The 13864-nt window shown below is 72.9% G+C and carries 10 protein-coding genes, 2 tRNA genes and 1 pseudogene; 4 read left to right on the top strand and 9 right to left on the bottom strand.

From position 1 onward, the window contains the following. Positions 1 to 17: 17 nt before the first annotated feature. Complete coding sequence (locus R6Y94_RS32205) at positions 18 to 593, bottom strand: exonuclease (protein ID WP_318399776.1); 576 nt, start codon at positions 591 to 593, stop codon at positions 18 to 20. Between the two features lie 126 nt (positions 594 to 719). Here R6Y94_RS32205 and soxR point away from each other — a divergent pair. Together soxR and R6Y94_RS32215 are read left to right on the top strand one after the other, a co-directional pair. Next, positions 720 to 1157 (top strand): annotated as a pseudogene (gene soxR / locus R6Y94_RS32210) (redox-sensitive transcriptional activator SoxR); the annotation flags it as partial. Between the two features lie 285 nt (positions 1158 to 1442). After that, a complete protein-coding gene (locus R6Y94_RS32215; protein WP_318399778.1) occupies positions 1443 to 5915 on the top strand; it encodes an HAD-IC family P-type ATPase in 4473 nt (1490 codons plus the stop codon). A gap of 111 nt (positions 5916 to 6026) precedes the next feature. On the opposite strand, the gene R6Y94_RS32220 is transcribed toward R6Y94_RS32215, so the two are convergent. Together R6Y94_RS32220 and R6Y94_RS32225 are read right to left on the bottom strand one after the other, a co-directional pair. Then, a complete protein-coding gene (locus R6Y94_RS32220) occupies positions 6027 to 7244 on the bottom strand; it encodes a hypothetical protein (protein ID WP_318399780.1) in 1218 nt (405 codons plus the stop codon). Beyond that, the gene (locus R6Y94_RS32225) at positions 7216 to 7764 is read right to left on the bottom strand and encodes a SigE family RNA polymerase sigma factor (RefSeq protein WP_318399781.1); all 549 of its coding nucleotides are present in this window, start codon (positions 7762 to 7764) and stop codon (positions 7216 to 7218) included. The genes R6Y94_RS32220 and R6Y94_RS32225 overlap by 29 nt, the downstream gene beginning before the upstream one ends. Positions 7765 to 7963: 199 nt before the next feature. On the opposite strand from R6Y94_RS32225, the gene R6Y94_RS32230 reads away from it, so the two are divergent. Together R6Y94_RS32230 and R6Y94_RS32235 are read left to right on the top strand one after the other, a co-directional pair. Further along, the gene (locus tag R6Y94_RS32230; RefSeq protein WP_318399783.1) at positions 7964 to 9877 is read left to right on the top strand and encodes a PPC domain-containing protein; all 1914 of its coding nucleotides are present in this window, start codon (positions 7964 to 7966) and stop codon (positions 9875 to 9877) included. A gap of 286 nt (positions 9878 to 10163) precedes the next feature. Next, positions 10164 to 11141, top strand: coding sequence for an aldo/keto reductase (locus tag R6Y94_RS32235; RefSeq protein WP_318399784.1), 978 nt, complete (start codon positions 10164 to 10166; stop codon positions 11139 to 11141). A gap of 247 nt (positions 11142 to 11388) precedes the next feature. On the opposite strand, the gene R6Y94_RS32240 is transcribed toward R6Y94_RS32235, so the two are convergent. The 6 genes from R6Y94_RS32240 to R6Y94_RS32265 form a co-directional block, all read right to left on the bottom strand. Next, positions 11389 to 11640 carry a hypothetical protein gene (locus tag R6Y94_RS32240; protein ID WP_318399786.1) on the bottom strand — a complete coding sequence of 84 codons (252 nt, stop codon included), beginning with the start codon at positions 11638 to 11640 and terminating at the stop codon, positions 11389 to 11391. Positions 11641 to 11799: 159 nt separating this feature from the next. Further along, positions 11800 to 12120: a hypothetical protein gene (locus tag R6Y94_RS32245; protein WP_318399788.1), complete on the bottom strand. Its 321-nt coding sequence runs from the start codon at positions 12118 to 12120 to the stop codon at positions 11800 to 11802. Positions 12121 to 12246: 126 nt separating this feature from the next. Beyond that, positions 12247 to 12322 (bottom strand) — tRNA-Ala (locus R6Y94_RS32250). 44 nt (positions 12323 to 12366) lie between these two features. Continuing rightward, positions 12367 to 12495: a DLW-39 family protein gene (locus R6Y94_RS32255; RefSeq protein WP_225945452.1), complete on the bottom strand. Its 129-nt coding sequence runs from the start codon at positions 12493 to 12495 to the stop codon at positions 12367 to 12369. A gap of 42 nt (positions 12496 to 12537) precedes the next feature. Continuing rightward, a tRNA-Ile gene (locus R6Y94_RS32260) sits at positions 12538 to 12611 on the bottom strand. A 169-nt stretch (positions 12612 to 12780) separates the two neighbouring features. Then, the gene (locus R6Y94_RS32265) at positions 12781 to 13863 is read right to left on the bottom strand and encodes a DUF3566 domain-containing protein (protein WP_318399790.1); all 1083 of its coding nucleotides are present in this window, start codon (positions 13861 to 13863) and stop codon (positions 12781 to 12783) included. Position 13864: the final 1 nt, after the last annotated feature.

The raw sequence follows: 13864 nt of genomic DNA on the forward strand, positions 1-13864 counted from the left end.
GGCGCCGAAGCTGGAAATTATTCGCATACCCGACGGGGTCGCCCGGTCGGGTGGCGCAGTACGGCGTCGAAGACCTGGGCCAGTTCCGCCGCATCCTCGCCCGCGTGGTGGGTGTGCGGAATCCCGGTCAGCCCGAGGGCGTGCTTGATCTTTCCCTTGTGCGTACCGGCCCACTCGCCGCCGGTCCGTCCCATCCAGTAGCTGCGCAGGTCCACTCCGGAACCGGTCGCCCCGAACGGACTCCGGCCGGTGAACCGGACGAAGTACCAGTGCACGAACATCCCGTCCCAGACGGCGGGAGCGGCCAGAAAGACCGGCCGGCCCTGCTTGCGCAGCCCGTTCACCCACCTCGCCGCCGAGGCCATCGCCACCTCGGCCGGCGGCGCCTCCCGGAGCAGGCGCTCCCGGTCCAGTCCGGAGACGGCGAGCGCCTGCGGCACGAACTCGTCGGAGATCGGGCGCAGTTCGGTGTAGAAGGCCAGCTCAGGGTGCCCGGCCACCGCCATGCCCAGCGAGATCATGCTGTACGGCCCGGGGATCGGCCCGTCCGCCTCGACGTCGACCGCGACGTACAGCTCCGGAAGATCAGCCACGGGACCAGCTTGCGGTGCCGCGCCGGAGGGGTCCACCGAATTCCGCCCGGACGCCGCAGGGCGATCCGACTGCGGGACACGCCACACCTGAATATTAGTTGAGGTATTCGGGGCTACCCTCGACCCGTGACCGAACCCGCACACACCCTCACCGTCGGACAGCTCGCCGAGCGCAGCGGTGTCGCCGTCTCGGCCCTGCACTTCTACGAGGCCAAGGGACTGATCACCAGTACCCGGACCAGCGGTAACCAGCGCCGCTACGGCCGCGACATCCTGCGCCGGGTCGCCTTCATCCGGTTCGCCCAGCGGGTCGGTGTGCCGCTGGCCCAGATCCGGGAGGCCCTGGCCAGCCTGCCGCAGGAGCGCACACCCACCCGGGCGGACTGGGCCCGGCTCTCGGCGAACTGGCGCGGCCAGCTCGACGAGCGGATCGTCGCCCTGCAACGGCTCCGCGACGACCTCTCCGACTGCATCGGCTGCGGCTGCCTGTCCCTGGACCGGTGTGCCCTCTCCAACCCCGAGGACGTGATGGCCAGCACCGGCCCGGGGCCGCGCCACCTGCTCGCCGGCCTCACCGGGCCGGCACCCGCACCCGAGGGTCCGGTCGCCGCCCTGGGCGGAACCTGCGACGGACCGGACGTCTGCACCCCGGACGACTCCACCGACCCCGTGATGGCCCAGGTCTGACGGCAGGGAGATTTCATGCCGGAATAGGGTATAAGGCCGCGCCGACCGGGAACGCAGGGCCGATCTACGGCTCTGGGAGGGTGAGATGCGGTACCCGAGTGCGGCCAGCGACAGCCGCCCCGCCGCCGGGCGGAGCGGCCGGCCAGCCGGCGGCTCCGGTCGATGACGCCACTCGGGTTGAGGATTCCCGGCGTGGACCTGCGCCGCGTCCACCTGCCCACCCTGCCCGAAGCCCTCTCGCCGCGCAGCGTGCCGCAACTCGTCGCCGGAGTCGCGCACAACGCCGAGTCGATGGTGACCCGGGCGGCCCGGGCCGCCGGACTCGATCGCCGTGCGGTCTGGACCCGGCCCGGCCGGCACCACATCGAGGTGCACGGGATCGCCCAGCCCGGTGGTGAACGGCTGGGCGCGCAGATCGAACAGGCGCTGGAGGAGGTGCCCGGGGTCGAGTGGGCCCGGATCAACGCCCCCTCCGGGCGGGTGGTGGTGGCGGTCGGCACGCCCGCGCCGCGACTGCGGGAGCTGATCGCGGTGATCGCCACGGTGGAGCGTACCGACGGCCGGGAGCCCGACCCGGACTGCGCGGAACCGCATCCCCCGGAGGAGGGCCCGCGGACCCGGCGGGCGATGACCAGGATCGCCACGGACGCGTTCGGGCTCGGCCTGTCGGCAGCGGTCCGGATCATGCCGTTCACCCGGGCACCGGGTGAACTCGCCGGCCTGCTCCGCGCGGTCGACCTGCACCCGAGGCTGCACGCGCTGGCCGGCCGAGGGCTGCGCGGCGACCACCGGGCCGACTCCTGGCTGCCGCTGGCCACCGTGCTGGCCCAGGGCCTGACCGGCGGCTGGGCCGGAATCCTGCTCGACGGCGCCCAGCGAGTCCTGCAGTGGGGCGAGGCCCGGGCCCAGTTGGCCGCCTGGGAGAAGACCGAGCCGCTACTCGCCGGCACCCCGGAACGGGCCCGGGCGGCACCCCCGCCGGACGAGCGGCCACGCCCGAAGCCGGACGGCCCGGTCGAGCGGTATCTGGCCCGGGTACTCGAATCCGGCACCGTCGCCGGCGCCGCCGCGCTCTCGCTGGCCGGCCGCAAGCGGGCGGCCGCGCTGGCCCTGTCCAGCATCCCGAGCGCGGCCGTCGCCGGCCGGGAGGCGTACGCGGCCCGGCTCGGCTGGCTGCTCGCCCGCCGGGGCGTGATCGCCATGGACCGTACGGTGCTGCGCGAACTGGAACGCCTGGACGTGTTGGTGCTGGACGCCGCCGCGCTGCGTTCCGCCCGGGGTGTCCTCACCGACCTGCTACCGCTGCCCGACGTCGACGCCGAGGAGGCGGCGGGACGGGCCTTCGACCTCTTCGACCCGGAGGCCCCCGGCCGGGTACGCGACGCCGACGGCTGGAGCCTCGGCCCGCTCGACGCGCTGCGGCTGCCTGCCGGGGTCGGCGCCGAGCAGATCGCACGGCTCCGCCCGGACGGTGGCACCCTGCTCGGCCTGACCGCCGACGGCCGGCTCGCGGCAGTGGTCCGGGTGGCCGCCGAACCCGCCCCCGGAATCGACGCGCTGCCAGCCGCGGCCCGGGGGGCCGGCCTGCGCCTGCTGGTCGCCGACGACGGCGACGGCGGTGAGCACGACTTCGCGGACGGGCACCTGCCCGGCGGGCCACGACTCGCCGGGTCGATCCGGTCGTTGCAGTCCGAGGGGGCGATGGTCGCCCTGGTCTCCGGCGATCCGCGTGCGCTGGCCGCCGCCGACTGCGGACTCGGGATGTGGCACGCCGACGAGCCGCCGCCGTGGGGCGCCCACCTGCTGGTCGGCTCCGACCTCGGGGTGGCGGCGCTGGTGGTCGAGGCCGCCGGACTGGCCCGTACGGTGGCCCGGCAGAGCATCGCGCTGGCCGCCGGAGGCAGCGGGCTCGGCGCGGTGGCGGCGTTCACCGCGGCACCGGCGCAGCTACCGGCCCGGACCATGACGGCGGTCAACGCCGCCGCCGGGCTGGCGATCGGGCAGGGCGTCTGGCGGGCGGGCCGGCTGCCGCAGCGGCGTACCTCGCCCGCGGCCCCGGCGACGCCCTGGCACCTGATGCCGGTACGCAACGTGCTGGAGAGGCTCGGCACCGACCAGGCGGGCCTCTCCACCGAGGAGGTCGGGCGGCGCGGCCGGACGGCGTCGACCGGCGCGGCCGACACCCTCGACCTGCCCCGGGCGTTCGTCGAGGAGCTGGCGAACCCGCTCACCCCGGTGCTGGCCGGCGGCGCCGGGCTCTCCGCCGCGGTCGGCTCGATCGCGGACGCCGCGCTGGTCGGCGGGGTGATCGGGCTGACCGCGCTGATCGGCGCCGCACACCGGGTCTCCACCGAACGGTCGCTGGCCGAACTGCTGTCCCGGTCGGCGGTGACCGCCCGGGTCCGGCGGGACGGCACCGAGCGGGTCGTCGCCGCCGGCGAACTGGTCCCCGGCGACATCGTGGCGCTCGACCCGGGTGACGCCGTGCCGGCGGACTGCCGGGTGGTCGAGGCGGTCGGCCTGGAGACCGACGAGTCGTCGGTGACCGGGGAGTCGCTGCCGGTGGCGAAGACCAGCCAGCCGGTGGTGGCCGCCGCGGTCGCGGACCGCCGCTCGATGCTCTACGAGGGGACCACCGTCGCCGCCGGCCGGGGCCTCGCCGTGGTGGTGGCGACCGGGGCGGACACCGAGGTCGGCCGGGGGATGGCGCTGGCCGGCGAGGCCGCTCCGACCAGCGGGGTCGAGGTCCGGCTCGGCCGGCTGACCAAGATGTCGATTCCGCTCGCCGCCAGTTCGGCGGTGGCGGTCGCCGGGGCCGGGCTGCTCCGGGGTGTACCACTGGTGGAGTCGGCCGGCACCGCCGCCAACCTCGCGGTCGCCTCCGTACCGGAGGGATTGCCGTTCCTGGTGAGCGCCGCGCAGTTGGCGGCCGCACGCCGGCTGGCCGAACACGGCGCGCTGGTCCGCAACCCGCGCACCATCGAGGCGCTGGGCCGGGTCGACGTGCTCTGCTTCGACAAGACCGGCACCCTGACCGAGGGCCAGCTGATGCTGGCCGGAGTCGGCGACGGCGAGCGGTACGCCGACCTCGACGCGCTGGACAAGCCGCTGCGTGGCGTACTCGCGGCGGCGCTGCGGGCCACCCCGGCAGCAGACCGTCCGGAGGAGGTCAGCCAGCAGACCGACCGGGCGGTGCTGACCGGCGCTCGCCGGGCCGGCGTCGGCACCGGCACCCGGACGCACCCCTGGCAGCAGGAGCACGCGCTGCCGTTCGAGCCGTCCCGGGGCTACCACGCCACGGTCGGCCGGCATCGGGGGCACCACCTGCTCAGCGTCAAGGGCGCCCCGGAGACGATCCTGCCCCGGTGCACCCGGCACGACGACCGGAGCCTGGACGAGGCCGGTCGGCGGGCCCTCCAGGAGACGTTGGACCGGCACGCCGGGGCCGGGCAGCGGGTACTCGCGGTGGCCGAGCGGGAACTGCCCGGCGACACGGTCGCCGAGACCGACGTCGAGGAGCTGACCTTCGTCGGCTTCCTGGCCCTCTCCGACGGGGTACGCCAGAGCGCCGCCCCGGCGGTGCGCCGGATCCGGCAGGCCGGGGTGCACACCATCATGATCACCGGTGACCACCCGGCCACCGCCGAGGCGATCGCCGCGATCATCAGCACCGACGGCACCGACCAGCGGGTGGTCACCGCCACCGAGCTCGACCGGCTCGACGACGACGCTCTCGCCGAGCGGCTGGCCCGGACCGACGTGGTCGCCCGGTGCACGCCGACGCACAAGGTACGGATCATCCGGGCGTTGCAGAAGTGCGGCCGTACGGTGGCGATGACCGGGGACGGCGCCAACGACGCGCCCGCGATCCGGCTCGCCGACGTCGGCATCGCGCTCGGCCAGCGGGGCACCCCGGCCGCCCGGGCCGCCGCCGACCTGGTGGTCACCGACGACCGGCTCGAAACGATCATTGCCACCCTGGTCGAGGGGCGCGCGATGTGGTCCTCGGTACGGCACGCGCTGAGCATCCTGGTCGGCGGCAACCTCGGCGAGATCGCGTTCAGCGTACTCACCGCCGCGCTGACCGGCCGGTCCGCGCTGAACGGCCGGCAGATGCTGCTGGTCAACCTGCTCACCGACCTGGCACCGGCGATGGCGATCGCGGTCCGGGCACCCCGGGAGGAGAGCATGGAGGGCCTGCTCACCGAGGGGCCGGAGACCTCCCTCGGCGCCACCCTCACCCGGGAGATCGCGCTCCGGGCCGGTACCACGACCCTCGGTGCGACCACCGGCTGGACCCTGGCCCGCTATACCGGGACCCGCCGCCGGGCCGGCACGGTCGCGCTCGCCTCGCTGGTCGGTACCCAGCTCGGCCAGACCCTGCTGGACGGTGGAGCGAGCCCGAGCGTGCTGGCCTCGACCGCGGTCTCGGTGGCCGTCCTCGCCGGGGTGATCCAGACCCCGGGGCTGAGCCAGTTCTTCGGCTGCACCCCGCTCGGGCCGGTCGGCTGGGGGATCGCCGCCGGCAGCGCACTGAGCGCCACCCTCACCAACGCCGCCGTCGACCGGCTGATCACCCCACCGGCCGCCGACGGTGACCCCGGCGGTACCGGCCACCCCCGACAGAACCGGTGACACCGACGGGACCGGCAGTACGTCACCGGCCGGTGGCGCCGCCTTGATTCGCGGCGGCACCACCGGCTCCGACCGGCCCGGCTGAGCCCCGCCTTCCCCCCGAGGCCCGGGTCAGGAGCCCCGCGGCCAGACGAACTCCACCGCCGGCCCCCGCGCCGGCAGTTCGGTGACCCTGCCGACCGCGCCGGTCGCCGGATCGAGCACCTGGAGCGCGTCACCCTGTCCGTCGGCGGTACGCAGTCGCAACAGCACCCCCTCCGGCAGGTACCCGAGCGGCTCGTTCCACCAGGCACGGGCGGCCGCCGGGCTCGGACTCGGCGCGGGCGGGCCGGGGCGGTCGGCGTACGGCAGGGGGATCCGACGTACCGCCTTGCTGGTCAGGTCGACCCGGATCAGCTCGCCACCGTGGTCCAGACCCGGCATGCCCTGCTCCGGATCCGCCAGCTCGACCACGCTGAACAGCAGCGCCCGCCCGTCCGGGGAGAGCCTCGGCGTCTCCCAGCCCACACTCTCCGCCGGCCGCAGATACAGCCGCAGCTCGAACTGGAACCGAGTTGGCTCGGCAGCGCCCGCCGCGTCGACGAGCCGGAGTTCGAGGCTCGTCCGCCGGGTCGATCCCTTCGGGACTCCAAGGAGCACCGCCTCGCCGCTGGGCAGCACCGCGACCGGCTGCCACCGCTCACTGTCCACACCGGGGACCTGTCGCCGCTCCCCGGAGGTGAGGTCGAGCCGGACCGGCGCGGCATCCTCGTCGAGGTTATCGGTGAGCAGCAGCCAGCGGCTCTCCGGCGACCAGGCGACCGGGGAGGACCCTTCGGTGAGCTGATGCCGGGCGGTACCGGTCAGGTCGCGTAGGACGTACCGGCCGTCGCGCTGCTCACCGAGCCAGCGGCCGTCCGGGGAGAGGGTCGGCCGGGTGTGCGACGCCCCCTGTGCCGAGGTGACCGGCTGGGCCAGCCGGTGCTGCCGGCCGTCCTCGGTGAGCAGCACCGGTGCGGGCGCGTCCCGTCTCAGGTCGGCGTAGACGAGCACCCCGCGGCCGACCGGGCCGGTGGCCGGCAGCGGATCCGGCCCCGATGCCGGCAGGTCGAGCCGCTCCGGCAGCCAGTCGACGGTCGGCACCGCGACGACCGTCTGCCCGACGGGCGGATCCGGGCGCAACCCGACGACTGCGACCGCGCCGAAGGCGACCACGGCCGCCGCCGCGGCCACCGGAGCGAGCCGGGCGGCATGCCGGCGCCGCCGGGCGACCCGGACGGCGCGTCCGGTCACGTCGTACACCTTCGCGTGCTCGGCGACCTCACCGAGCATGTCCCTCAACCCGTTCATCTGCCACCTCCATCGGTTCACTCATCAGGTCGGCGAGTTCGGGGGCGAGCGTCCGCAGCCGGCCGAGGGCATGGCTGGTCTGGCTCTTCACGGTGCCGATCGAGCAGCCCAACACCGCCGCGGTCTCAGCGACCGAGAGGTCCTCGAAGAACCGCAGCACCAGCACCGCCCGCTGCCGCCAGGTGAGCCGGGCGAGGGCGCGTTCCAGGACGAGCCGGGAGACCACGCCGTCGGCCGCGTCCCCAGTTGGCCCGACCTCGGGTACGCCTTCGGCGGGTTGCACCACCTGCCGTCGCCACCTGCGCCAGGACAGGATCCGCTCGTTGTACATCACCCGCCGGACGTACGCCTCGGGATCGCCGGTCGCGGCGACGCGCCGCCACCGTGCGGCGACCTTGACCAGCGCGGCCTGCAACAGGTCCTCGGCGTCGTGGTGCCGCCCGGTCAGCAGGTAGGCCACTCGGGACAGTCGGACCAGTCGTGCCTCGACGAACTCCCGGAAGCCAACGTCGTCCTCCACGATCCACGATCCCTCCCGTGACAACTCGCTCTGCCGGATACATGCCGACGAACCGCGACAGGTTGGAACCAGCACCGGAGATACACGACGACGCAGTCAGATATGTCGCTGCTTCTATTAATTTCCCTTCGAGATCAGTAGCGTCACGGTAGCCATCGGTGGCGGGGGCCACCGAGAGATGGCAGACGGAGGGGGACATATGCGTCGAACGATCGCCATCCTGGCCGCCGGAACGTTGGTGGCCGCAGGGTTGACACCCACCGGTGCCCAGGCCCGGCCGGGTAGCGACGAGCACACCACAGGCGCTGCCACCAGCGCACCGACCATCGGCCTCGCCAAGGTGAAGCCGAGCGCCGCGAAGCAGCCGGCCGGGCCGAACCCGTTCCTCGCGCTGCTGCCGGATCCCGCCAAGGCGGACTACGTCGGGTGGAAGAACTGGCTGGCGAAGCAGGGCGACCAGCGGGCCGGGCTGCGGGCGCAGCAGCGGGCGGTGGCCGCCGCACCGGTGCTGGCCGACGAGGAGGAACCGGCCGGCATCCGGGGCGGCAACGACACCCCGGCCACCGCGCAGCGGATCACCGGATTCGGTACCGCCGGCAAGGACAATCCCCGGCTGCGGATCCTCGGCACCCTCTCTCCGGAGCAGGTGGACGCGACGGAGATCGCGCCGAACCCGGAGGACGACGGCGCCATTCCGCTGGCCGGCGAGACCGGGGTCGGTGCGGCCGAGCAGGCCGTCACCACCACGGCGGCGATCGGGGACGGCCCGCACGGCAGCACCGGCAGCGGCAGCGGTGACTTCGACTTCTACGAGGTGACCGGCACCGCCGGCCAAACCCTGACGGTCGACATCGACACGCCGGCCGGCGAACTCGACTCGGTCGTGCTGCTCTACGACGCCGAGGGCGAGTTGATCGCGCTCAACGACGACAGCCCGGAGGGACTGGACAGCCTGCTGGTGCACCAGTTCGCCGCCGACGGCACCTACTACGTGGCGGTGGTCGGCTTCCCGACGATTCCGGAGGACCCGTTCGACTCGGCCAGCGGTGCGGGTGCCGGCAGCGAGGGGCCGTACCAGGTGACCATCGGGACCGCCGAGCAGGACAGCGACTTCTTCGCCGTGAAGTTGCGGCCGGGTGACGTACTCGGTGCCTCGGTCGAGGGGTCGGCCGCCAAGATCACGGTCTACGACCCGGATGGCCACGAGGTGCACGGCTCCGACCAGGACGGCTCCTCCCTCTATCCGCCGAACAGCCCGCTCCCGGGCGGCGGAAACGCGGTCACCGAGCACGTGGCCGACGAGGCCGGCTGGCACTACGTCGGCGTCAACCTCGGCGACGGCATGTACGACATCACGGTCGAGGCGTACCGGCCGGGGCAGCAGCCGCGGCAGACGCTCTTCCTCGACTTCGACGGCGCGCGGATCAACACCGCCATCTTCGGCGGCCCGGGCGTACGCACCCTCAGCCCGATGCGGTCCTTCCTCGGCCGCTGGGGGCTGACCGCCGCCGACGAGGACGCGGTCATCGACGCGATCGTCGCCGAGGTCCGGGAGAACCTGCGCCACGACATGATCGAGAGTGGTCTCAACCAGCGCTTCGACATCCGGATCCTGAACAGCCGGGACCATGCGGACCCGTTCGGGCAGGCGAACGTCAGCCGGATCATCATCGGCGGCAGCATCGAGGAGTCGGGCGTACCCACCATCGGGGTCGCCCAGTTCATCGACCCGGGCAACTTCGGCACCCAGGACTCCGCCCTGGTGCTGCTGGACGTGCTCAGCGACCCGGCCGGTGACGACGCGTCGCTGAACACGTACCTCAGCGGGGCCAGTGACCGGATCGGCTTCGTCGGCCAGGCGGTGGGCAACGTGACCGCGCACGAGGCCGGGCACTTCTTCGGCGACTGGCACGTCGACCAGTTCAACGACCACGCCAACCTGATGGACCAGGGCGGCAACTTCCCGCTCATGTTCGGGGTCGGCCCGGACGGCGTCGGTGGCACCGCCGACGACCCCGACGTCGACTTCGGCGAGGACACCTTCAACCCGGGCGAGGGCTTCACCGGCACCGAGGACACCCTCAGCCGGATCGTCTTCGGCGTCACCCGGTGAGCGCCGACTAGCACCGTCGACCGTTCACGGCGGCCCCTTCCGGTTGCACCCGACCGGGAGGGGCCGCCGGCTGTCCGGGGTGGATCCGCCCGGTGCCGGCCGGCGCTCCGGAACGCTGACCGGACCGTTCCGGAGCCGGTCGTGATGGTGTCTGCTGTCATGGTCACGCACGGGTTCCCTGGTCGCCCCGCCCGCCGGTACGTTGCCTGCAGCCGGTGATCGACGGCTCGCCGGTGCGGCGTGCCGACGTCGTCGGGCACGACTACGGACGAGGCGAGGAGTACTGATGCGGTACGTACGGCTGGGCGGCTCGGGACTGGAAGTGTCGAGCGTCGTCCTCGGTTGCATGAGCTTCGGCGACCCGCAGCGCGGCACCCACTCCTGGTCGGTCGGGCTGGACGAGGCGCGGCCGTTCATCCGGCAGGCGATCGAGGCCGGGATCACCACCTTCGACACCGCCAACGTCTACTCCCTCGGCACCAGCGAGGAGATCACCGGAAAGCTGCTCGGCGAGTTCGCCCGGCGGGACGAGGTGGTCATCGCCACCAAGGTGCACGGCCGGATGGGTCCGGGGCCCAACGGCGGCGGGCTGTCCCGGGCTGCGATCCTCACCCAGGTCGACGAGAGCCTGCGCCGGCTCGGCACCGACTACATCGACCTCTACCAGATCCACCGGTACGACCCGAACGTGCCGATCGAGGAGACGATGGAGGCGCTGCACGACCTCGTACGGGCCGGCAAGGTGCGCTATCTCGGCGCCTCCTCGATGTGGACCTGGCAGTTCGCGCAGGCGCAGTACACCGCTGACCTGCACGGCTGGACCCGGTTCGTGTCCATGCAGGACCAGTACAACCTGATCATGCGGGAGGAGGAGCGGGAGATGCTTCCGTTCTGCCTCGACCAGGGCGTCGGGGTACTGCCCTGGAGCCCGTTGGCCCGGGGTCGGCTGACCCGGGACTGGCAGGTCACCACCACCCGCAGCGCGACGGACAACTTCGGCGGCACCCTCTACAAGCAGGCCGAGGAGGCCGACCGGCGGGTGGTCGGCGCGGTCGCCGAGGTGGCCGGCGCACTCGGGGTTCCCCGGGCCCAGGTGGCGCTCGCCTGGCTGCTGCACCAGCCGGCGGTGACCGCCCCGATCGTCGGTGCGACGAAGCCCGAGCACATCACCGACGCGGTCGCCGCGGTCGACCTGTCGCTCGGCGAGGACGAACTGCGCCGGCTCGGCGAGCATTACGTACCGCACGCCCCGGAAGGCTTCTGACCGGACACCGGATGGCAGGGCCGGGCGGTAACCACTGCCGAACCGGCCGTCCGGCGACCGGTACCGTGATCGAACGCTGTCTCCGGGAGTCGTGCTCAACGACCGCTACCTGATCGGGAACCAGGTCCCGACCGGCGGCATGGGAGACGTCCGGTCCGCCACCGACACCGTCGGGCCGCCGGCCTCGCCGCGCTCTCCGGGCGGGGCACCGAACGTATCGCCGCGGCGATGTAGCCGGAGGCTCTCGTCACTCGGCTCGATGCGTACGGGTCGTCTCCTGTGGCATAACCAGATTGCTGATTTCCAGTCGGCCGACCCGTACCGAGGACAGCCGTACCTCCTGGATGACGGCACGGCGGATCACCAACCGGCCGATGGCCAGCGCGCCGACGGCGACCGCGCCGAGGGCCAGCCCGCCGACCGCTGACGCGCCAAGGCTGGCAGCGCCGAGGGCGGAGCTGCTGCGGGCCGTCGCCGTCGTGCCGCCGATCCCAGCCATCCGCCAAAGCGAGACCGGCGACCCGCAGCGCCGACATGCCGTCATGAACTCATCGTGTACCAGGGCGACCGGCGCCGTTGGTTCTTTCGGCAGCCAATGCTCGGTGCCTGACCGATCCGGTCGCAGGCCGCTGCCGCCTGGGATGCGGTAAGGCCCCGCTCAGCGTGCACGGCGCAGTTCGGCGACCAGCGTGCAGTGGCCGTCGTTCGTCGCCGCATCGCGGGCCAGACGGTCCAGCACAGCATGCGCCTCAGCGACGCTGCCTTGCTCGAATCGTGCCTCGGCGAGCTGCACCATCGCGTAGCAGCCATCTTCGCCGCCATCGGCGATCAGTCCGTCCAGCAGCGCAATCGCCCGGTCGAGTTGTCCCGCCCGGCGCCATCCCTCCGCCGCCTCAAGCAGGATCTCGCCCCGATCGTCCGGATATTGATCCGCCTCGTCCTCAAGGCTCATCGCCTCGTCAACCGCACTCCTCGACACGGCGTACACCGTACCGGCTACGAGCGTCGACGAGCCGCGATTCGCCGACAGCCAGACGGCAGCGGATCGTACTGATGCGTAATAGATGATCTTGCATCAAGCGTTACGCCTGCTCAGGGCAATGTGTGGTGGAGCCGAGGGGACTCGAACCCCTAACCCCTGCCTTGCAAAGGCAGTGCTCTGCCAGTTGAGCTACGGCCCCGGGCGGGACGATGCCGTCCCGGGGATGGCAGTCCGGTCAACGCCCTACCGCAGGTCGGGTGCGGTGGTGGCCTCGTGCCAGAGGGCGCGCTCGTCGTTGGATTCCTTGACCTTCTTGTAGACGAGGGCCGCAACGCCCACCACGCCGACAACGAGCAGGATCTTCTTCAACATGGACGTATCCTCACGCTCGACGAGCCGTCGGACGGTATGAAGTGGGGCTAGATGGAATCGAACCATCGACCTCAGAGTTATCAGCTCTGCGCTCTAACCGACTGAGCTATAGCCCCCCGTTGCGACGAGCAAGGTTACCGTACCTCCGGCGCCGATCCCAACTCGGGGGCGGCGGTTCGCCGACCGAGCCGTCGTACCAGCTACGACGCAGACCGTACCGGAACGGCGGATGCCGGGGCCACCGCTTTGCGGCGCCCCGGCATCGACGAAGCTGCTGTCGACCGTTCAGTCACGCTCGGCGAGGGTCAACTCGACACCGCCGACCAGGTCGGCGCAGACGTTGTAGATGAACGCGCCGAGGGTGGCGAGTGCGGTGAACAGCACCACGTTCACCAGCCCGATCAGACCGGAGGTGAGGATCACGCCCTTGGCCGTGATCTGGAAGGTGTCGCCGGTGCCCTGCCCGCCACTCGCGCTGATCATGTCGGTCAACGTGCCGTTCACGCTGTCGAAGACGCCCATCGCGTCGAGCGCCAGGTAGAGCACGGAGGTCGCGACTATCACCACGATGAACAGCACCAGCGAGACCGCGAACGAGAACTTCATCACGGACCACGGGTCGATCCGCTTGAGGTTCAGCCGGGCCCGACGGGGACCACGCGAGGCGGCGGAGCTGACCGTACTGCGGGCGGCGCGGACCGCCTCGGTCACCCGGGCCGCACCGACCGCGCCGGCGCTACCGGGCGTACCCGGGCCCGGTGCGCCCGCGGCACCGGGAGCTCCGGTCGCGGTACGCGCCGCCGCGCCGCCGAGGCCGAACCGGCCGGTGCCCGGGGTCGTCTGGGCGCTCCCACCGGCCCGACCCGGCCGGAACGCACTCTGCGGCGCACCGCCGGAGATCGGCTGGGTCGCCTCGGCGCCGGTGGCGGCACCCGGGGAACCCGGCCGGTCGGTCCGGCCGGGAATCCGCGCGGTACGGAGCGCCTCGCCGGACTGCTCCAGCCGGCTCGTCGCGGTCGAATCGCTGTTGCCCGCCTGATCGGACCGGTTCACCCCGGAACTGCCTCGGGAAGCCGCAGCGGTCGCCGCCGGAGACGTCGCGGCAGTCGCGGCTTCCGTCGTGGCAGACGCCGGTTTTCCGCCCTCGGCCGCCCCGGCCGACGGTGTGGTCGACTCCTCGGGCAGCTCGTCGGGTGGCGGCGGCATGCCCGGCGCCCGGGTGAACTTGGGGGACGGCGTGTCGGCGCTGACCATCGCCCGGCCAACGGCCGCGCGGCCGGTCGCTGGTGCACCGCCCGCGGCGGCCTCCTCGTCGACCGGGTTGGTCGAGGTCCCCGCAGCCCCCGACTTCGCCTGTGTCTCCGTCATC

Source organism: Plantactinospora sp. KLBMP9567, from assembly GCF_033446045.1.
Taxonomy (GTDB): domain Bacteria; phylum Actinomycetota; class Actinomycetes; order Mycobacteriales; family Micromonosporaceae; genus Plantactinospora.